The sequence below is a fragment of the Kitasatospora sp. NPDC092948 genome, from assembly GCF_044754805.1.
Lineage (GTDB): Bacteria > Actinomycetota > Actinomycetes > Streptomycetales > Streptomycetaceae > Kitasatospora.
On sequence record NZ_JBIVPU010000016.1, the window covers coordinates 79,245 to 97,978 of the forward strand.

General features: G+C 74.5%; 15 protein-coding genes and 1 pseudogene. 8 read left to right on the forward strand and 8 right to left on the reverse strand.

All coding sequences use genetic code 11. The features are described from left to right. Positions 1–163 precede the first annotated feature (163 nt). Positions 164–1,438 carry an acyl-CoA thioesterase/bile acid-CoA:amino acid N-acyltransferase family protein gene (locus ACIQF6_RS31730; protein ID WP_400901221.1) on the forward strand — a complete coding sequence of 425 codons (1,275 nt, stop codon included), beginning with the start codon at positions 164–166 and terminating at the stop codon, positions 1,436–1,438. A 40-nt stretch (positions 1,439–1,478) separates the two neighbouring features. Here the strand turns inward: ACIQF6_RS31730 and ACIQF6_RS31735 are convergent, their stop codons facing one another. Further along, on the reverse strand, positions 1,479–2,060 hold the full coding sequence (locus ACIQF6_RS31735; RefSeq protein ID WP_400901223.1) for a GNAT family N-acetyltransferase: 582 nt from the start codon (positions 2,058–2,060) through the stop codon (positions 1,479–1,481). A 177-nt stretch (positions 2,061–2,237) separates the two neighbouring features. Between ACIQF6_RS31735 and ACIQF6_RS31740 the strand changes: the two genes are divergently transcribed. Together ACIQF6_RS31740 and ACIQF6_RS31745 are read left to right on the forward strand one after the other, a co-directional pair. Beyond that, on the forward strand, positions 2,238–3,074 hold the full coding sequence (locus ACIQF6_RS31740) for an EamA family transporter (RefSeq protein ID WP_400901225.1): 837 nt from the start codon (positions 2,238–2,240) through the stop codon (positions 3,072–3,074). A gap of 130 nt (positions 3,075–3,204) precedes the next feature. Beyond that, positions 3,205–3,906 carry a B3/4 domain-containing protein gene (locus tag ACIQF6_RS31745; RefSeq protein ID WP_400901227.1) on the forward strand — a complete coding sequence of 234 codons (702 nt, stop codon included), beginning with the start codon at positions 3,205–3,207 and terminating at the stop codon, positions 3,904–3,906. 7 nt (positions 3,907–3,913) lie between these two features. Here the strand turns inward: ACIQF6_RS31745 and ACIQF6_RS31750 are convergent, their stop codons facing one another. The 3 genes from ACIQF6_RS31750 to ACIQF6_RS31760 all read right to left on the reverse strand — a co-directional run bounded on the left by ACIQF6_RS31750 (position 3,914) and on the right by ACIQF6_RS31760 (position 6,658). Further along, entirely contained in the window at positions 3,914–4,936 is a 1,023-nt protein-coding gene (locus tag ACIQF6_RS31750; RefSeq protein ID WP_400901229.1) for a DNA gyrase subunit B, read from the reverse strand. A gap of 254 nt (positions 4,937–5,190) precedes the next feature. Continuing rightward, positions 5,191–5,955 (reverse strand): LamB/YcsF family protein, encoded by a 765-nt coding sequence (locus tag ACIQF6_RS31755; protein WP_400901231.1) that lies wholly within the window; start codon positions 5,953–5,955, stop codon positions 5,191–5,193. 241 nt (positions 5,956–6,196) lie between these two features. Continuing rightward, the gene (locus ACIQF6_RS31760) at positions 6,197–6,658 is read right to left on the reverse strand and encodes a MarR family winged helix-turn-helix transcriptional regulator (protein WP_400901233.1); all 462 of its coding nucleotides are present in this window, start codon (positions 6,656–6,658) and stop codon (positions 6,197–6,199) included. Positions 6,659–6,780: 122 nt separating this feature from the next. Between ACIQF6_RS31760 and ACIQF6_RS31765 the strand changes: the two genes are divergently transcribed. Then, the gene (locus ACIQF6_RS31765; RefSeq protein WP_400901235.1) at positions 6,781–8,226 is read left to right on the forward strand and encodes an MFS transporter; all 1,446 of its coding nucleotides are present in this window, start codon (positions 6,781–6,783) and stop codon (positions 8,224–8,226) included. Between the two features lie 104 nt (positions 8,227–8,330). Here the strand turns inward: ACIQF6_RS31765 and ACIQF6_RS31770 are convergent, their stop codons facing one another. Continuing rightward, positions 8,331–8,552, reverse strand: a complete 222-nt coding sequence (locus ACIQF6_RS31770) for a DUF397 domain-containing protein (RefSeq protein WP_400901237.1) — start codon at positions 8,550–8,552, stop codon at positions 8,331–8,333. Between ACIQF6_RS31770 and ACIQF6_RS31775 the strand changes: the two are divergent. The 4 genes and pseudogenes from ACIQF6_RS31775 to ACIQF6_RS31790 form a co-directional block, all read left to right on the forward strand. Next, positions 8,551–8,835, forward strand: a pseudogene (locus tag ACIQF6_RS31775) (tetratricopeptide repeat protein); the annotation flags it as partial. The gene ACIQF6_RS31770 and the pseudogene ACIQF6_RS31775 overlap by 2 nt on opposite strands. 496 nt (positions 8,836–9,331) lie before the next feature. Then, positions 9,332–10,396, forward strand: coding sequence for a DUF2804 domain-containing protein (locus tag ACIQF6_RS31780; protein ID WP_400901239.1), 1,065 nt, complete (start codon positions 9,332–9,334; stop codon positions 10,394–10,396). A gap of 61 nt (positions 10,397–10,457) precedes the next feature. Next, complete coding sequence (locus tag ACIQF6_RS31785) at positions 10,458–11,237, forward strand: maleylpyruvate isomerase family mycothiol-dependent enzyme (RefSeq protein WP_400901241.1); 780 nt, start codon at positions 10,458–10,460, stop codon at positions 11,235–11,237. A 43-nt stretch (positions 11,238–11,280) separates the two neighbouring features. Then, the gene (locus ACIQF6_RS31790; protein WP_400901243.1) at positions 11,281–11,832 is read left to right on the forward strand and encodes a hypothetical protein; all 552 of its coding nucleotides are present in this window, start codon (positions 11,281–11,283) and stop codon (positions 11,830–11,832) included. Here ACIQF6_RS31790 and ACIQF6_RS31795 read toward each other — a convergent pair. Genes ACIQF6_RS31795 through ACIQF6_RS31805 form a run of 3 tightly spaced genes read right to left on the reverse strand, consistent with a single transcriptional unit; the run spans position 11,796 to position 18,726 of the window. Beyond that, entirely contained in the window at positions 11,796–12,749 is a 954-nt protein-coding gene (locus ACIQF6_RS31795) for an ABC transporter ATP-binding protein (RefSeq protein ID WP_400901245.1), read from the reverse strand. The genes ACIQF6_RS31790 and ACIQF6_RS31795 overlap by 37 nt on opposite strands. Next, complete coding sequence (locus ACIQF6_RS31800) at positions 12,746–15,478, reverse strand: hypothetical protein (protein ID WP_400901247.1); 2,733 nt, start codon at positions 15,476–15,478, stop codon at positions 12,746–12,748. The genes ACIQF6_RS31795 and ACIQF6_RS31800 overlap by 4 nt, the downstream gene beginning before the upstream one ends. Then, the gene (locus ACIQF6_RS31805; RefSeq protein ID WP_400901249.1) at positions 15,475–18,726 is read right to left on the reverse strand and encodes an FtsX-like permease family protein; all 3,252 of its coding nucleotides are present in this window, start codon (positions 18,724–18,726) and stop codon (positions 15,475–15,477) included. The genes ACIQF6_RS31800 and ACIQF6_RS31805 overlap by 4 nt, the downstream gene beginning before the upstream one ends. Between the last annotated feature and the right edge of the window lie 8 nt (positions 18,727–18,734).

Genomic DNA, 18,734 nt, shown 5'->3' on the forward strand with positions numbered 1-18,734 from the left:
TTCACAATCAGGCATACAGGAATATCCCCTGCATTCCGGGCGGTGGGGGCGGGAGATCGGGAAACCGGCCAACCTCCTCTCCCGGAACGGAAATTCGGCGATTCGGACGCTTGATTGCGCATCCCGCCGCCGGGCAGAATGCTCCGCGACACGGGGGGAACGAATGGTCTGGACAACTCGCCGCGCCCTGGGCGTCGCCCTGGCCGCCCTGCTGCTCACCGGCGCGACCGGCTGCACGCCGGGATCCAGCCGGCACCACCTGGTCATCCTCACGGACGAGAAGGACACCCTCGCCGACCGGCCCGTCCACCTGATACTGGCCGGTCTGCGCCAGGGCCAGGAAGTGACCGTCACTGCCGAGGCCGAGGACGTGACGGGCATCGAGTGGAAGTCCACGGGCGTCTACCGTGCGGACGGCAACGGCAACGTCGGCCTCGACCGGGACGCGCCGATCAGCGGCTCCTACCACCGGGCGGACGGGATGGGCCTGTTCTGGTCGATGCTGCCGACCGACAACCGCACCGACACGATGTTCATCCCGCCGTCCTCGCCCTCCACCGGCACCGACTTCTCGATCCGCGTCACCGCCACCGCCGACGGCCTGGAACCCGCTGAGCACACCGTGGTCCGCCGCTGGACGGCCGACGGCGTCACCCGCGCCGCGCTGAACGTCGCCGCCGACCACGTGCGCGGCACCCTCTACCTGCCGCCCGCCGGGACACCCGCCAAATCCCCCGTCCTGCTGTTCGGCGGCTCCGAGGGCGGCAACTCGGGGGACAGCGCCGCCGCGCTGCTCGCCTCGCACGGCCACCCCGCGATGTCCGTCGCCTACTTCGGCCTGCCCGGCCTGCCGTCCACCCTGCAGAACGTCCCCGTCGAGTACGCCGTCGGCGCGGCCCGGCTGCTCGCCGAACGGACCGGCGCCACCGCGGCGAACGGCGGCATCGCCGTCGAGGGCACCTCCCGCGGCAGCGAACTCGCCCTGCTGCTCGCCGCCCAACTGCCCGACCTGGTCCGGCGGGTGATGGTGTACGCGCCGTCGGCCGAGGTCAACGGCGGTCTGCCGGACGGGATGGCGTGGACCGAGAACGGGACGCCCGTGCCGACCGGGCCGATCGCGTTGGACGGGATCCCCGCGTCCATCCTGGCGGTCGCCGGCGAGAGCGACCGGCTCTGGCCGTCGCCGCGCTGGGCCCGCCAGATCGGCACCCCGACCGCCGCCAGGCCGAACCGGCAGGCCGTGCTCTACCCTGGCGCCGGACATGTGGTCGGCGGCTTCCCCTACCTGCCGTGCGGGGGCACCGGGGCCGAAATCGGAGCCGGCACCGCGGCCGAAACCCTGCTCGGCAAGCCGCTCGAACTGGGCGGCGACGCCGCCGCGAACGAGGCCGCGCACGTCGACAGCTGGGCCAAGTTCCTGGCGTTCCTCGACACCTGACGCCCCGGGTCGGGCGGTCGGCGGGCCCGGCTGGGGGGCGTCAACTCGGTGCGCTGCCCGACCACTCGGCGCGGGTCAGCTCGTACACCACGTCGCCGTGTTCGCTGCCCGGGATCGGGTCCGGCCAGTCCTCGAAGAACGTCCGGACGTGGCGCAGTCCGGCCCGCTCCAGCACCCGGCGGGAAGCGGAGTTCACCGACATGGTGGTGCCCACCACCCGCTCCGCCCCCAGCTCGGTGAACGCCGCCCGCACCAGCCCGACGGCCGCCTCCGTCGCGTACCCCCGTCCCCAGGCGGCGGGCAGCAGCCGGTACCCGAGCTCCAGCCCGCCGCCCGGGCCGGTCTCCAGCCCCACCGAGTGCGCCGGGCGCAGCGCGGCCCAGCCGAGGAACGGCTCCGTGCCGGAGGCCACCGCCCAGCAGCCGAGCCCGGCCGGCAGTCGCTCGTACTCGCGCAGCAACGCCGGCAGCACCTCGTCGGCGACCTGCGCCGGGGACATCGGGCGGCCGTCCTCCAGATACCGCATCACCTCCGGGTCGCCGCACAGCGCCGTGACGGCCGGGAGGTCGGCGGGGGAGAGACGGCGCAGGGCGAGCCGGGCAGTGCGCAGGCGGATGTCCATGGGATGAGCAGAGCAGTCGGGGGCGGGGTGCGGCAAGCGCTTTCCGGTTGGGTGGGGCAAGCGCTTTCCGGATGTGGTCCGGGCGGGGCGGAACAGTTCGGTCGGTCAGTGTGTTGGCCTGCTTCGTGCAGCCTGCTGTACCGTTCCGGTGTTCCGCTCCACGGTTGGAGAAGTGCCATGATCGCTCTGCTGCTGGCCCTCGGCAGTTCGCTCGCCTACGGCTGCGCCGACTTCCTGGGCGGCCTGGGCTCGCGCCGGGCGCATGTGCTGCGGACCGTGCTGATCGCGGCCCCGGCCAGTCTGCTGGTCGAGTTGGCGATGTGGCCGGTGCTCGGGGCGAAGTTCGGTGCGGGGGCGGTCGGTTGGGGTGCGGCCTCCGGTGCCGCCTCGGCGGCGGCGTTCGCGTTGCTGTACCGGACGTTGGCGATCGGCCCGATGAACGTACTGTCCCCGGTGACGGCGCTGGTGTCGGCGGTGCTGCCGGTCGCGGTCGGTCTGCTTCAGGGTGAACACCTGGGCGCCGCAGGCCTGGTGGGCCTGCCGTTGGCGCTGGTGGCCGTGGTGCTGGTCAGCGCGGGCTCGTCGGACGGTCGGGCCCGGGTCTCCCGGACGGCGCTGCTGCTGGCGTTCGGCGCGGGCAGCGCGATCGCCGTGCAGCTGGTCTGCCTCCACCAGGCCCCGGCCGGCAGCGGTATCGCCCCGCTGATCGTCGGACGGACCGTCACCTCCGCGCTCACCCTGACCGCCGCCGCCGTGTGGCGCCGCCGACTCGGCCCCGAACGCCCCGCGTACCGCCTGGCGGCGGCGGCCGGTGTGCTGGACTCGACGGCGAGCGTGTTCTTCCTGCTGGCCGCCCGCAGCGGCGACCTCACCGTGGTGGCCGTCGTCACCGCCCTCTACCCCGCCGGGACGGTCCTGCTGGCCCGCGCCGTCCTCGCCGAACGCATCCACCGCAGCCAGCTCGCCGGCCTCGGCGCCGCCGCCGTCGCGGTCGGCCTGCTGGCCCTGGCGTGATCACCGTGCATGGCGGCCCTGCGCCCGGCCCCGATCCGTCCGTGCCTCTCCGGCGGGGCGGCGCCGTGCGCGGTGGCCCGGTTGCCCGGCCCCGATCCGTCCGTATCTCTCTGAACGGAGCACCACCCGCATGACATCCGTGCACCTGCACCCCGCCGTCGCCGAGGCCTTCCCCGACACCCGGATCGCCCTCGTCACCGCCCGAGGCCTCCGTGGGGCCGAGCCGTGGCCCGAGACCGCCGTCGCGGTCGAGGAGTTGGAGCGGCAACTCGCCGACGGCGTGTGGGGGCCGGCCGACGAGAGCGATGCGCGGATCGGGGTGTGGCACGCCGCGTACCGGGCCTTCGGGACCAACCCGCGGCGGATCCGGCCCAGCGTGGACGCGCTCGGGCGGCGGCTCGCCAAGCAGGGGGTGCTGCCGCGGATCAACCCCGCCGTGGACTCGTACAACGTGGTGTCCGTCCGGCACGGGCTGCCGGCCGGGGCGTTCGACCTGGCGGCGGTGGACGGCGAGGTGGTGATCGGATTCGCCGACGGGAGCGAGGAGTTCACGCCGCTCGGCGAGCCGGGGACGGTGGAGCGGCCGAAGGCCGGCGAGGTGATCTACCGCGATGCGGCGGGCGTCCTCACCCGGCACTGGAACCACCGCGACGCACACCGGACCCGGGTCACCGAGCAGTCGGTGGACGCGCTGTTCCTGCTGGAGACGCTGCGCCCGGACGGTGAGCAGCTGGCGGCGGCCGCAGGGGAGTTGGCCGAGCTGTTGACGCCGCACAGTGCGGCGGTGACGGTGCGGCGCCTCGACCCGGGGAGCGCCCGGGTCGAGGTGTGAGGTTCCGTCAGCGGGCGGCGGTCAGCGCGGCCGCCCGCTCCGGGTGTTCGTCCCGCCAGGCCTCCAGTGCCTGTTGGACGGCCTCGGCGACGCAGTTCCGGACCGGGGTGTTGCCGAGGAACTCGCGGGTGCAGCCTTCGAGTTCCGGTTCGTCCAGCTTCACCGAGACGACGGCTGTCAACCGGGCGCTGCGACCGAGGGCGGCCCGCACGCCGTCGCGGAAGCCCCTCAGGTGGGTTCCGCCTTTGGTGCGACGGGAGTTGGCGAAACCCGCCAGCTGCGGCGTGCCGTCGGCGGTCGGGGCGAGCGCGATCTCCATCGACCCGCCCATCCGCTCGTCCTCGCGCTCGATGACGACTGCCCTGGCCGGGTCGGCGCCGAGGTGGGCGAGGAACTCCCGGACTCCGTGCGAGACGTGGAAGCGTTCGGTGTGCGGGGCGTCACCGCGGGCGTCGGTCAGGGTCAGGTCCAAGGTGCGGTTCAGTGCGGCGAGTTCGCGGAAGCGCTCGGCGAGGGTGGCACGGTCGAACGCCACCGTCTCGAAGATCTCCGGATCGGGTCGGAAGGTGATGACCGTGCCGGTGTCGTTCGCCGGCTCCGGGCGGGCAGTGACGGCCGGCTCGCCTCGTGCGTACTCCTGGCGGGCTGTCAGTCCGTCCTTTCGCTCCTCGGCGACCAACCGGTCGGAGAGCGCGTTGACCACGTACAGGCCGATGCCGAAACCGATTTCGCCGACCATGCAGCCGCCCCGGGCCGAGCGGGGCATCGTCAGGACCGTCAACTGCTGCTCCAGGGGGTGCTCGTAGCAGCTGTCGTGGGCGACCCGCACGCTCCCGTCGGCCAGCAGGACGACCTCCACCCGGCGGGCGCGCCCGAGCAGCACCTCGCCGATGGCCGGCTGTGCCACCTCGTACAGCATGGTGTGCAGGCCGCGTTCGCCGGTCGAGCCGATGTACATCCCGGGCCGTTTCCGGACGGCCTCCAGGCCTTCCAGCACCTTGATCGTTGTGCCGTTGTACTCGTACGTCACGGTGTCCCCTCCGACGTGTCAGGCGGTGCCCCAACGCTACGGGAAATCGGGGAAAACACCAGGTCAGAGGCTATGTGGCAAGGGTCTGTGAGGGTCGGTGCGGGGGGTTTCGGAGCGGGCCCGCCGCCTCGGTCGCGGGTGGGGGCGGGAGGGGTGTCCGGGTGTCGTGGAGGGCGCGGGAGGGGCAGTTCCGGGCGGGCGCGGCGGCACGAATTCGAGGAATTTCCCGGGGGCGTCCGCGCGGTGGCGGTCCGTCAGGTGAAGGCTTCGACCCGGACGCCCGCGGAGGCCAGTGCGCCCCTGACCCGCCAGGCGAGTTGGGCGGCGCCGGGGGTGTCGCCGTGGACGCAGAGCGAGCGGGCCTGGACGGCGATGGGCTCGCCGCCGACGGCGGTGACGGTGCCGTCGCGGGCGATGCCGACGGCGCGGGCGATGACCGCCTCGGGGTCGTGCACGACGGCCTCCGGATCGCGGCGCGGGACGAGGGTGCCGGCCCAGGTGTACGCGCGGTCGGCGAACGCCTCGGTGACCACCGGGAGGCCCACGCCGTCGGCGACGGCCAGCAGGCGGGAGCCCGGCAGGCCGAGCAGCGGCAGCGGGCCGTCGCAGATCGCGCCGGACCGCAGGACGCCCGACACCACCGCCTCCGCCTGCTCGTTGTCGTGCACCACCCGGTTGTAGAGGGCGCCGTGCGGCTTGACGTACGACACCCGGGAGCCGGCGGCGCGGGCGAACACCTGGAGGGCGCCGATCTGGTACGCGATCTCGTCGGCGAGCTCCTCCGGCGGGACGTCCATCGCACGGCGGCCGAATCCGGCGAGGTCGCGGTAGGAGACCTGGGCGCCGATCCGCACCCCGTGTTCGGCGGCCAGCGCGCAGACCCGGCGCATGGTGGACGGGTCCCCGGCGTGGAAGCCGCAGGCGACGTTGGCGCTGGTGACCACCGAGAGCAGGGCTTCGTCGTCGGTGAGGTGCCAGCGGCCGAAGCCCTCGCCGAGGTCCGCATTGAGATCAATCACCGCTTCGGCCACTTCGCCTCGCCCGCCCTTTCCCGCGCGGTCCGACCCGGGGCCCCGGGTGCCCGCTCCTGGGGCGATCGTAGGGCCTGATCGTTTCGCCGGGGGCGGCTGCCGGGCCCCGGGTGACAGGTTTTACCCGGCGGTTCCCGGTCCGTGCCGCACCGGCCACCCGCTCGGGTGCAACGCGGTCGGGGGAGCGTCCGGCGGCGCGAATTGACGCCGGGGCGGGCAGGCGGGAGGGTCAGTCGCGCGGCCAGGGGCGGCCCTGGATCTTCTCGATGTCGCGGTTGAAGCGTTCCAGCGTCTCGGCGAACCCGGCGAGGTCCTCGGCCGTCCAGTCGTCCACCACCCGGGCCAGCCCCTGGATCGACCAGTCGCGGTCGTTGTGGAGGCGGCGCAGCCCCTCCTCGGTGATCCGCAGCTTGCGGGCCACCCCGCCGTCCGGGTCGGGGATGCGGTCCACCAGGCCGGCCCGCAGCATGGCCGCGGTCTGCCGGTTGACGGTGGAGGTGTCCAGGCCGAACGCCTCGGCGAGCTGGCCGATGGTGAGTGGGCCCTCGGTCTCGATCCGGCTGAGCAGGGTGTACGCGCTGCGGTCGAGGCTGTCGGCGCCGCCGGAGGTGCGGGCGGTGGCGAGTACCTGGTGGCGGCTGAGCAGCATCATTTCCCGCTCGATCAGGGCGAGTTCCTTGGTGTGCCGCATGCTCCTCCGTCCCGTGCATCACTTTTCGGCAGCATATCCCGCAGGCAGTAAATATGTATGGTACACATTATGTGCATCATGCATATGTAGTTCGAGAAGATCCAAGAGAAGAGAAGACCCCCATGAGTCAGGCACGCACCGGCCCCATCGTCGGAGTGCTCGCCGGCGCGGGCATCGTGGTCTCGTTGATGCAGACCCTGGTCGTCCCGCTGATCCCCCAGCTGCCGCAGCTGCTCCACACCTCCGCCGCCAACGCGTCCTGGGCGATCACCGCCACCCTGCTGGCCGGCGCCGTCGCCACCCCGGTGCTCGGCCGACTCGGCGACATGTACGGCAAGCGCAAGGTGCTGCTGATCAGCCTCACCCTGCTCGTCATCGGCTCGGTGATCTGCGCCTTCAGCAGCGCGCTCGCGCCGATGGTGATCGGCCGCGCCCTGCAGGGCGTCGGCGCCGGCGTCATCCCGCTCGGCATCAGCATCATGCGCGACGAACTGCCGCCGCAGAAGCTCGGCTCCTCGATGGCGCTGATGAGCTCCTCGCTCGGCATCGGCGGCGCGTTCGGCCTGCCGCTGTCCGCCGTCATCGCCCAGAACGCCAGCTGGCACGCCCTGTTCTGGATCTCCGCCGCGCTCGGCGCGCTGATCGCCGCCGCGGTCGTCGTGCTCGTCCCCGAGTCGCCGGTGCGCTCCGGCGGACGCTTCGACGTGGTCGGCACGGTCGGCCTCACCATCGGCCTGGTCTCCCTGCTGCTCGCCATCTCCAAGGGCGGCGACTGGGGCTGGGCGTCCGGCTCCACCCTCGGCATGTTCGCCGTCGCGGCGGTCGTGCTCCCGGTCTGGGGCTGGTGGGAGCTGCGCACCGAGCAGCCGCTGGTCGACCTGCGCACCAGCGCCCGCCGCCAGGTGCTGATGACCAACCTGGCCTCCGTGGTGATCGGCTTCGCGATGTACGCGATGAGCCTGGTCTCCCCGCAGCTGCTCCAGCTGCCCGTCACCACCGGCTACGGCCTCGGCCAGTCGATGGTCAAGGCCGGCCTGTGGATGGCCCCCGCCGGTCTGGTGATGATGCTGCTCTCGCCGATCTCCGCCAAGCTGTCGCGGGCCAAGGGCCCCAAGGTCTCGCTGCTGGTCGGCGCCGTCATCATCACCGCCGGCTACCTCGCCGCACTCGCCCTGATGGGCCACGCCTGGGGCGTCCTGGTGTTCTCCTGCCTGATCAGCGGCGGCATCGCGTTCGCCTACGCGGCCATGCCCGCGCTGATCATGGGCGCCGTCCCGGCCTCCGAGACCGCCGCCGCGAATGGGCTCAACGCCCTGATGCGGTCCATCGGCACCTCGTCCTCCTCGGCTGTCATCGGCGTGGTGCTGGCGCACATGACCACCGACTTCCACGGCCACGCGCTGCCCTCGGAAAGCGGTTTCCGCACGGCCTTCATGATCGGTGCGGTCGCGGCCGTGCTGGCCGGGCTGGTCACCCTCGCCATTCCCGGCATGCGCCGGGCGGCGACGCTGAAGGCCGTGCCGTCGGACGGGGCACCGGCCGTCGCGGAGGGCGCGCAGGCGCGATAGGTCGCGCGTTCAGAGGCGCGGGGAAAGCGACTGATCCGCAACACACGGCAGATGCCTCGCCCCGACCGCTCGCAAGGAGAGGTCGGGGCGAGGCATGTGGGCGGTCACACGGCGCCGAAGTGGCCTGTCTTGACGGCGTCGATGAAGGACGACCAGGCGTTGGTCGGGAAGATCAGGGCCGGGCCGCCGGGGTCCTTGGAGTCGCGGACCGGAGTGGCGCCCGGTACTCCGGCGGCCATCTCGATGCTGTACGGCGGTGAGCCGTGGTGGGCCGATCCGCAGTTCGTTCGGACGGCGACGGTCAACGAGCGGGTGCGGGACGGCATGTCGCAGGTGTCCGGCCCGGCGGTCGTCCCCAACCTGGCGATGCGGGAGCTGCGCGGCGACCTCTCGCCGAGGGAGTTCGCCAAGCGGGTCCAGAAGGCCGGTCGGGAGATCGGCGAGCGTGTGTCCTGCGACGCGCGCTACGTCGGGCGGGTGGAGGCCGGCGAGATCCGCTGCCCCAACTACGCCTACCAGCGGGTGTTCCGGCACATGTGGCCGGACAAGTCGCCGGCGGACCTCGGGTTCGTCCCGCGCCGGGCGGCCCGCCGCCGTCAAAGCCCGCGGTGCGAACGAATGGGCAGCCGCTCAGATGGCGCATGACTCGAAGAGTGCGCGTGATCGTGCGAGGTGGATCCCCCGGCAGGCGTGCTCATCGCCGAATCGACCGACGGCGTGGTCCTGACCGTGGCCGAGGACCACCGGAACCGGGTGCTCGTGCTCGATCCGGACCACTGGGCCGACCTGCGCGACGCCGTCAAGCTGGGCCTGCTGGACGGGATGCTCGGGGGCCGCCTCATGCGCGGAAGACCCGAACCGTCCGCCGAACCCCGCGAGCGACGCCAACGCCACCGCGCTTGCTCTCGGGCTGCTCGGGACCTGACCGGAGAGTGCAGCGACGCGAGCAAGGGGCGCGCCTTCGCAAGACCGCGAGCACGTGCAAGTCATTGTGCTGCGTCACGATCTTTCGGCGGGCCCCTTCCGCTGCGCGCAGTTCCCCGCGCCCCTGTTTTCGCACCCGCACACGCCCCTGTTCCCGTGCTCGTGGCAGTAGGGTGCGCGGATGGCGACCCATGAGCGTGAGATCACCGAACCCGTCGATCTGTGCGGCCCGGACGGGCGGCTCAACCGGGCTGCGGTCGGGTGGTCCCGGACCCCGCTGCACCGGGGCAACCTGCGGGGCTGGGGGCGTACCAAGCGGTTCGAGTACTGGTGCGTCACCACGCCGACCCACCTGGTCGCGCTGACCGTCAGCGACCTGGACTTCCTCACCCTCGACAGCGTCCACTTCCTCGCCTGGGACGACCACGGGGTGCTGGAGGACCACGAACGCACCGCGCTCGCCCCCGGCCTGCCGCTGCGCCCGACCGCCCTGCCGGAGGGCATAGCGGGTTCCGGCGGCCCGTACGGCGCGGATGTCACGGTCGGTCCCGAGCGGCCCGGCCGCCGCCGGGTGCGGGTGACGATCCGTCACGAGGAGGGCGGCACCCGGCTGCTGGCCCGCGCGCTCACCGCCGATCTGCGGCCGCTGGAAGTGGACCTGCTGGTCGCGCTGCCGGACGGTCACGAGACGCTGTCGGTGGTCGTCCCCTGGGACGGAAAGCGCTTTCAGTACACCTCCAAGCACACCGCCCGCCCGGCCACCGGCACCGTGCGGCTCGGCGGGCGCAGCTACGCGTTCGACGAGGACGCGTGGGGCGTGCTCGACCACGGCCGGGGCCGCTGGCCGCGTTCGCTCGGCTGGAACTGGGGCGCCGCGTCCGGTCGGACCGACGGGCACGTGGTCGGTCTCCAGTTCGGCGGCCAGTGGACGGTCGGGACGGGCTCCACCGAGAACGCGCTCTGTGTGGACGGCCGGCTCAGCAAGATCGGCGCCGAACTCGACTGGCAGTACGACCCGGCCGACCCGCTCGCTCCCTGGCGGATCAGGACCCCGGACGGCGACCAGGTCGACCTGACGTTCACCCCCTTCCACGACCGCAAGGTCCGCACCGAGGCCGGCCTGCTCGCCAACCGCACCGACCAGTGCTTCGGCCACTACCGGGGGAGCATCCGCACCGACGACGGCCAACGGATCGCGGTGGACGGCCTGTTGGGCTGGGCCGAGGACGTCCGGATGCGCTGGTGAGGGTGGGGCGTCGGCGAAAACCGGTGTCCGGCGGGCGGGGGCGAGTGGTAGAACTCCGCGCGTGGAAACGAACCCTGACTTCGCCGGCCCCGACTTCGACGACCTGCTGCGGCTGATCGACGAGCGGTCGACGGCCTTCCGCGCCGCGATCGCCGCGGCGCCGTCCCTCGACGCGCCGGTGCCGTCCTGCCCGGAGTGGACGCTGCGCGACCTCGCCCAACACCTGGGCGAGGGCCGCCGGGCCTGGGCCGCGACGGTCGCCGCCGGGCCCGACGCCACCGCCAGGCTCGCGCCGCTCGGCGAGGCGACCGCGCCCGAGGAGCGCGAGGCGCTGCTCGGCTGGCTCACCGAGTCGACGGAGCTGCTGCTGGGCGTGCTCCGCGAGGCCGGCCCGGACCGGCCCTGCTGGGGCTGGTGGGGCAAGTCGCAGACGCCGCTGACCAGCCGGGGCACGGCCCGCCGCCAGGTGCACGAGATCTCCGTGCACGCCTGGGACGCGCAGCTCGCCGCGGGCGTGCCCGAGCCGCTGCCCGCCGAGGTCGCGGTCGACTGCGTGGAGGAGTTCCTCTCCTCGATGTGCACCACCACGGAGGCCTGGCCGCACGAGCCCGCCACCGCCGACTACCACGCCGCCGAGGGCCGCTCCTGGCGCAACGGCCTCTCCGCGGCCGGTGCGACGCTGATCCCCGTCCCCGCGGACGGCGCGCCCACCGCCTCCGCCGCCGGCTCGGCCAGTGACCTGGCGCTGATGTTCTACGGCCGCTTCCCGATCGAGGAGCTGAAGCTCGGCGGCGACACCCGGGTCTTCGACCGGCTGATCGAGTGGGACCCGGAGCGCTGACGACACGCCCGGGCGGCGCGGCGGAGGCCCGAACTCCCCTGCCGTGCCGCCCGGTTGCCGCGCCCACGGCCGCGGCCCGGACCACGCCGCCCCGGTCGCCCGCCGGCTGACCGGGGTGACGGCGTCCTGGTTCACACCGCCGCGCGGCGAACGCGAGCGGGAGCCGGCGGACGTGTGGCTCCATGACGGCCGGGTCGGCACCACCCGGATCACCACCGGCACCACCCGGATCACCACCGGCTCCGACCGGTGCCCGACCGTCGAGGACGAGCCGCCGCACGAGGACCTCGACGTGGGGGAGTGGGGCCGGATCGACATCCGCCCCGACCGTGCCGGAACGCCGTTCGCCCGCCATCTCGGCGAGCCGGTCCTCGCCGTGCACGAGGAACGCCGGCCGCTCACCGGCCGCCTCGCACCGCCCGCCGCCACCTCGGCCACACCCCGACCGCGCTGCGCCGCCTGCCGGCGGCCGGCGTCGCGCGGGAGGGCCTGCGCGCCCAGGAGGTCGCCGACGGCCCGGTGCCGGCGGCCGGCGTCGTGCGGGAGGGCCCGCGCTGATCAGTCGGTGGTGTCGTCCGGGTGCAGCGCGATGTGATCGGCGGCCAGGTCGGCCGCCACCCGGTGTTCCATGCCGAGGGCGGCGAGGAACTTGGCGGGGAGCTGGACCCGGCCGGTGCGGTCCAGCATCACGTACTCGCGTTCGCTGACGGTCTCCTGGCCGTGTTCGTCGGTGACGGTGCGGCGGAGCACCTCGCTGCTGGTGCGGCCGTCGCGGATCGCGACGGTGCGGCGGACCTCGCCGGCCACCATCGGGTCGTGGGTGACGATGACGACGGTGGTGCCGAGTTCGCGGTTGACGGTGCGGAAGGCCTCGAAGATGCCGACGGCGGTCTCGGAGTCGAGTTCGCCGGTGGGTTCGTCGGCGAGCAGCACCGCCGGGTCGTTGGCCAGCGCGACCGCGATCGCGACGCGCTGCTGCTGGCCGCCGGAGAGCTCGGAGGGGCGGCGGTGCCCCAACTCGCCGATGTCCAGGGCCTCCAGCAGTTCGGCGACGCGGCCGCGCTGCTGCTTGGCGGCGCGGTGGCCGGAGCGCAGCTGCATCGGCAGGGCGACGTTCTGGGCGGCCGTCAGGAACGGGAGCAGGTTGCGGGCGGTCTGCTGCCAGATGAAGCCGACCACTTCGCGCCGGTAGCGCAGGCGCTCCTTGGGCGTCATGGTGAGCAGGTCGGAGCCGGCCACGGTGGCGTTGCCGGCGGTCGGCGTGTCCAGCCCGGCGAGCACGTTCAGCAGGGTGGACTTGCCGCTGCCGGACGCGCCGACCAGGGCCACCAGGTCTCCCTGGTCGACCGTCAGGTCCAGGCCCTGGAGCGCCTGGACCTCGATCCCGTCGGCGCTGAAGATCCGTACCAGCCGCTCGCAGTTGATCGCCAGGTCGGCCCGGACGGTCCTGGGCTCGGAGGCGGCCAGCGCCCTGGCGCGGAGCTCGTCCAGGCTCGGGGGCGGAGTGCTCATCGGGTGTCTCCCGCTCGTAGCTCGGTGGTGATCTGGCGGCGGGCGGTGACGGCGGTCTCGGCCAGCACCGCGAGGGCGGCCAACAGGGCCAGCCCGAGGGCCTGTTGGAGGATCGGCGCGGCGGTGAGGTGCAGCCCGGTGCGGGTCGCGGCGCCGACCAGGGGGGCGAGGTCGATGGCCGGTCCGAGCAGCAGCACGCCGCAGACCGCCGTCAGGGCCCCGCCGAGTGCGGCGACCAGGGCCTGCGGCAGGGCCTCGGCCAGGATCAGCGCCAGCCCCTGGCGGGGGCGCAGGCCCATGGTGCGCAGCCGGGCCAGGGTCGCGGCGCGTTCGGGTCCGGCCCGGAGCAGGGTCAGCAGGACGGAGAGCAGCGCGAACAGGGCGGTCGCGGCGACCGCGGCCCAGAACGTCCGTTCGGCGGAGGCCTGGAGCGGGTCGCCGCCGAGGGCGGCGGCCTCGCCGGTGGTGGTCCGCACCACGTGGCCCCGCTGCTCGCCGGACGCGGCCGGGCCGAGGTACTGCGCGGCCAGTGCGCGCAGGCGGGCGTCGTCGATGTGCCCGGTGGCCAGCCACCTGGTGGGGCCGAGGATCCGGGGCAGCAGGTCGGTGGCGGGGCCGAGCGGCAGCAGGACGTTGACGCCGATCGCCCCGTTCAGGGCGGGGGTGCCGTCGCAGACGCCGACGGTGTGGATCGGGACGGCGTTTCCGCCGCCCAGCCGGAGCTTGAAGTCGCCTTCCGGCAGGTCGCTGCTGACCAGGGCGGGCAGCGGCTGTCCGGGGGCGGGGGCGGCGAGCACCGACGGGTCGAACTGTCCGCGTCCGGCGACCTCGGCGATCTTGGCGTACTCGACGGGATCGGCCACCACCACGTTGACCCGGATCGATTCGCCGTTGCCGAACGTCATGGTGGTGTCGTCGGCGATCCAGATCGGCAGCGCCGTTCCGATGCCGGGCAGCTTGCCGGCGGCGGCGACGAAGGCGTCCGGCAGCGCGCTGTTCAGCGGGGCGGAGACCGAGGCGTCACCGCCGATGTTGTACCGGGCGACGGTGGTGCGCCGGTCGGTGACCGAGCTCAGCACGGTGGCGCCGATCGCGCCGCAGGTGACGGCGAGCACCAGGGCCAGCAGCGGCAGCACCGAGGGGCGCGAGCGCGGGCCGCTGCTGCGGGCGGCGCGGGCCAGGCCGAGGAAGCCGATCGCGCCGGGACGGCGCGCGGCCCAGCGGGCCAGCAGCCCGATCAGGGCGGGTTGGAGCCGGGCCAGCAGCAGCGCGCCGGTCAGCGCGAGCAGCAGCGGCGCGGCCACCAGCAGCGGGTCGACGCCGCTGCCGGTCGGGCTCACCCCGCGCCGGGCGACCTGGGTGACGGCGGCCACGGTGGCGGCCAGGACGGCGAGTTCGGCCATCAGCCGGCGGCGCCCGGAGAAACCGCCGCCGGCCTTGTCGCGGAGCAGCAGCGCGGCGCGGACCGGGAAGGCCAGCAGGGCGAGCAGGGTGACTGTGCCGACGGCCACGGCGGTGGGCAGCCAGCGCGGGGTGGGCAGCAGGACGACGGCGAGTACGGCGCCCAGCGCGGCGGGCGGCAGTACCGTCAACGCGCTTTCGCCGAGCAGGCGTTGGAAGATCCCGCGGATTCCGGCGCCGCGGGCGTGGAGCAGCCGCAGTTCGCTGGTGCGTCGTTCGGTGGTGAGCGCCGCGGCGAGGCAGAGCACCACGGCGGCGACCCCGGCGGCGCCGGCGGGCCCGAGCTCGGCGAGCGGGTCGATGGCGCTCTGCCGCTTCCAGGCGTTGTCGATCAGGGTGCGCAGCTGGGAGGTGATCCGGATGTTGTCCCGTCCGACGCCGGTGGCCAGTTTGACGGCGACCGGCCCGGTGGTGACCGCGGCGAGGTCGAAGGAGGTCTGCTTGAGCCGGTCGGCCCGCAGCGCGTCCACCCGCACCGGCAGCCGCCAGTAGTCCTCGGCGACGGAGCTCCACATGGCCACCTGCGGCGCGGCCTCGGGGCTGGTCAGCCCGACGGCGTACCAGTACGGGTGCGGGGGATCTCCCGGGCCGCCGGGGGTGAGGTTCACGCAGGCCTTGAGCGCGCAGTGGAGCTCGCTCCAGAACGGGTCCGCCGGGTCGTCGACGGTGTACAGGCCGACCACCCGGATCTGCCGCGGCGGCAGCATGGGGTCGCGGCCGACGACGGACCTGCCGCCGGCGTACACCGAGCCGAGCCGGAGCCCGATGGACTTGGCGGCGGCCTCCGACACGGCGATCGGGACGGGATCGCCGTCGGTGGCGGCACCCGGCCACTGACCGGACGTCAGCCGGAGGTGCTCGGGCGCCGCGTGCTGGTACTGCACGGCGATCTCGGGCGGGACGCCGTCGAGGCGGTCCAGCGAGGGGTCGCCCAGCGAACGCGGCGTCGCGCCCCGGCGTCCGTAGACCGGGCCGCTCGGGTCGAGCGGGAGCACCGGGTCGACCATGGCGGTGATCTTGGCCGCGTTGTCGTCCAGCAGCCGGACCGTGTCGCCGGTCCGGGGGATGGTCGCGGTGACCTGCACGCTGTCGGCGGCCGGGCCGGCCTCGCGCAGGAAGCTGTGCAGCGCGTCGTCCGCCCCGCGGTCCTGGGCCCGGGGCAGGGCGGCGGACAGGAAGACCACAGTCAGCGCCAGGGCGGCGGTGAGCAGGGTGGCCAGCGCCGAGGTGCGCAGCCGGGTGCGGACCCAGGGGGCCGGGGTGCTCATTTGTCCTCCACGAACCGGAGCCGGGCGGCCACGTCCCGGCGGCGGCCGCCGACCAGGAAGGCGGACACCAGCGGCAGGGCGGCGGTCCCGGCCGCCAGGGCCAGCACCTGGCCGAGCGGCAGCCCGACCAGGACGAAGGGGACCGGTGGGCGGGCCGCCGGGGTGAGGATCACCAGCGGCACCACCAGATGGACCAGGACGGCTCCGAGCAGCAGCCCGACGCCGGTGCCGATGCCGACCAGCACGACCTGTTCGGCGGCGGCGGTGCGCCGCAGCTGTCGCCGGGGCGTGCCGAGGGCGAGCAGCACCGCCGACTCGCCGGCCCGCTCGCTCGCCGAGGCGGCCGCGGCGGCGGCGAAGCCGATGGTGGCGAGGATCGCGGCGACCACCGCCAGCGCGGCCAGCGCGCTCTGCGGGGCGGCGCTCAGCGGGTCGCCGGAGCGGGCCGCGGCGTCCTCCTCGCGGAGCGTCAGCTGCTGGGCGGTCGGCCCGGCGCGCAGCGCGGCGGCGGCGTCGGCGGGGGTGCGGTCGTCGGGTCCGGTGGCGGGCAGCCACCACTCGGAGATCGGCGGGACGTCGGCGCCCCGGTCGGTCAGCCACCGGTGGGCGCCGGCCAGGTCGAGCATCAGCGCGGTGTCGCCGTACACGGGCAGTGCCGCGACCTGGCCGGTGACCCGCACCGGCAGCATGGCGTTGCCGACCTGGACCTTGATCAGGTCGCCGACCTTGGCGCCGGACGCGGTCAGGTAGCCGCGGGTGGCGAGGGCCTTGACCTCCGCGCCGGACATGGTGTCGCCGGGGGGCAGCACCAGGGCGCGCTTGGCGTCGTGCCGGCCCCAGTTGTTGGTGGCGGGCGGCGTGTAGGAGACGGTCAGCAGCCGCCCCTCGGCCGGGTCGCCGGTGATCTGCACGGAGGCGTCGCCGGTGCCGGTCCACGCGCCGGCGGGCATCGGGACGGGCACGGCCGGGCCGGACGCGGTGTCGGACAGCGCGAACCGGCGGACCGTCACCTCGTCGGCGGCGTCGGCCGCGTTGGAGCCGTAGGTCAGCTCGAAGCCGGTCAGGGTCAGCGGTGCGGCGGCCGAGCCGAGCGGTGCGGCGGTCAGCGACTCCAGGCTGACGGAGACGGTCACCTCGCCCTGGTCGGGGAGCTGCGGCAGCAGGACGCGGTAGCTCGCCCCGAAGGCGTCCCGCAGGTGGAGCCAGAGGTCGGGCGCCGACGGCGGCGGCATCCAGGCGGGGAACGGCCCGCCGGAGCGCTCGCCGAGGTGGACCGCCAGGGTCAGGTCGATCCGGGTGGGCTTCCCGGGCAGCCGCAGGCCGGCCGGCTGCGGCTCGGCCAGCGGGGCGAGCAGCTCCCCGGGCGTCCGGTGGTCGAACAGGTCGGACCGGACGTGCAGTTCGGTGGCGGCGCGGGCGGTGTCGGTGAGCACCACCCGGCCCTTCTTGTCGCCGGGGAGCCACTGGTCGAACCCGGCGACCGGCAGCAGCCGGTCGCCGCCGGGCAGTGCCGCGTAGCGGCCGCCCTGGCCGAGCGCGGGCAGCGCCGAGCCCTGGATCCGCAGGCCGCCCGCCGAGGCGAAGTCGGCCTGGTCGCGCTGCGAGTCGCGCCAGGCGGCGTGCTGACCGAGCGCCAGCACGCCGGTGGCGACGGCCAGCACCAGCAGCAGCACCGGGCCGTTCGCCCGGCCCGGGCGGCGGGCCAGCTGCCATCCGGCGAGCGCCGGGCCGAGCGCGCGGCCCCGGGCGGCCAGCCGGGCCCCGAGCCGGGCCGCGAACGGCAGCACCCGCAGCACCAGCAGCGTCCCGGCGCACAGGGCCAGGGTGGGCGCCGCGACCAGCACCGGGTCGATGCCCAACTGCCCGTCGGCGTTCGTGGAGAGGCCGCCGGTGCGGGCGTCGAGCTGCTGGTAGGCGATCACGGCCAGGACGAGCAGGGTCAGGTCGGCGCCGGAGCGCGCCACGGTGCTGACCACGGCCTGCCGGCGGGACACCACCCGCTCGCCGCCGCGCCGCAGCACGGCGGGCAGCGAGGTGAGCCCGACGCAGGCCAGCGCGCAGAGCGCGGCCACCGGCCAGCGGACGGCGGTGTCGGTGTGGTCGAGCGGCAGCCCGGACAGCGGGCCGTACGAAGTCAGCAGGCGCAGCAGCGGCCCGGTCAGCAGGGGGGCGAGCAGGGCGGCGGGCAGGGCCAGCAGCAGCGCCTCCAGGGCCGTCCACGCGGACAGCCGGCCGCGGGTCGCGCCGCGCGCGGTGAGCAGGCCGTTCTCCGAGGTCTGCCGCTCCGCCACCAGGTGCACCACCAGCAGCAGCGCGGCGGCGGCCAGCACCGCGAGTTGCAGCGCCCCGATCATCAGGCTGGACCTGGCGACCAGCATCGCCGACTGCAACTCGTCGAGCAGTGCGGGCAGTTCGGTCTTCGGCTGGAGGCCCGGGCTGTACTGCTTGGCCAGATCCGTCAGGTGTGCGGCGCGGGTCCGGACGCGGTCGACGCGCTCCGGGGCGGCGGCGGAGAAGTCGCCGGTCAGCAGGGTGCTGCGGCTGCCCTGCGGCAGCAGGCCGGAGGTGAAGACGCCGTCGTCGACCACCATCGGCCCGTACGTGGTGAAGCCGCGGACCTGGATCTCGCGGCCGCCGAGCGGGTCGAGCCGCCAGTACGGGGACTCGCGGTCGGCGACCTGGTAGACGCCGGTGATCCGGACGGTGAGCGGGCGGCCGCCGTACCGGTCGGAGACGGTGACCTGCGCGGGCAGCGCGGCCGCGGTCAGGTCGAGCCGGTGCAGGGCGCTCTCCGGCACGGCGACCTGGACCGTTCCGGCGGTGTCCGGGCCGGCCGGGGCGCCCTCGGCGGTCGGCCACTGACCGGCCGTCAGTTTCAACCGGTCGCGGTCCAGCGCGGCCAGCACCGTCAGGTCCACGTCGTGGCCGAGGCTCGGCTGGCCGGGCAGCCCGTACGAACGGCTGAGCGCCAGGGTCTGGGTGGCGACGGGCAGCCCGTCGAACAGCGCGGCGCCGAGCGCGGCGGCCTGGGCGTCGTCCGCCGCCCGGGCGTCCACCTGGTGGTCGGCGCTCAGCTGCACGCCGACCCGGCTGCCGCCGTCCAGGTTCCGGCGCAGGCCGGCCTCGGCCACGGTGCGGTTGAACGCGACCAGCGTGGTCAGCACCGTGGTGGTGATCAGCACCGTGAACAACACCGCGGCCGCCAGCGGCAGCCTTCCGCGCAGACGGCGCAGGACAAAGCCCAACATGTTTCCCC

Bases quoted from the DNA above. Each gene is read 5' to 3' on its own strand.
- ACIQF6_RS31730 (WP_400901221.1), top strand. From the start codon at position 164: ATGGTCTGGACAACTCGCCGCGCCCTGGGCGTCGCCCTGGCCGCCCTG.
- ACIQF6_RS31735 (WP_400901223.1), bottom strand. From the start codon at position 2,060: ATGGACATCCGCCTGCGCACTGCCCGGCTCGCCCTGCGCCGTCTCTCC.
- ACIQF6_RS31740 (WP_400901225.1), top strand. From the start codon at position 2,238: ATGATCGCTCTGCTGCTGGCCCTCGGCAGTTCGCTCGCCTACGGCTGC.
- ACIQF6_RS31745 (WP_400901227.1), top strand. From the start codon at position 3,205: ATGACATCCGTGCACCTGCACCCCGCCGTCGCCGAGGCCTTCCCCGAC.
- ACIQF6_RS31760 (WP_400901233.1), bottom strand. From the start codon at position 6,658: ATGCGGCACACCAAGGAACTCGCCCTGATCGAGCGGGAAATGATGCTG.
- ACIQF6_RS31765 (WP_400901235.1), top strand. From the start codon at position 6,781: ATGAGTCAGGCACGCACCGGCCCCATCGTCGGAGTGCTCGCCGGCGCG.
- ACIQF6_RS31770 (WP_400901237.1), bottom strand. From the start codon at position 8,552: ATGCCGTCCCGCACCCGCTCGTTGACCGTCGCCGTCCGAACGAACTGC.
- ACIQF6_RS31780 (WP_400901239.1), top strand. From the start codon at position 9,332: ATGGCGACCCATGAGCGTGAGATCACCGAACCCGTCGATCTGTGCGGC.
- ACIQF6_RS31795 (WP_400901245.1), bottom strand. From the start codon at position 12,749: ATGAGCACTCCGCCCCCGAGCCTGGACGAGCTCCGCGCCAGGGCGCTG.
- ACIQF6_RS31800 (WP_400901247.1), bottom strand. From the start codon at position 15,478: ATGAGCACCCCGGCCCCCTGGGTCCGCACCCGGCTGCGCACCTCGGCG.
- ACIQF6_RS31805 (WP_400901249.1), bottom strand. From the start codon at position 18,726: ATGTTGGGCTTTGTCCTGCGCCGTCTGCGCGGAAGGCTGCCGCTGGCG.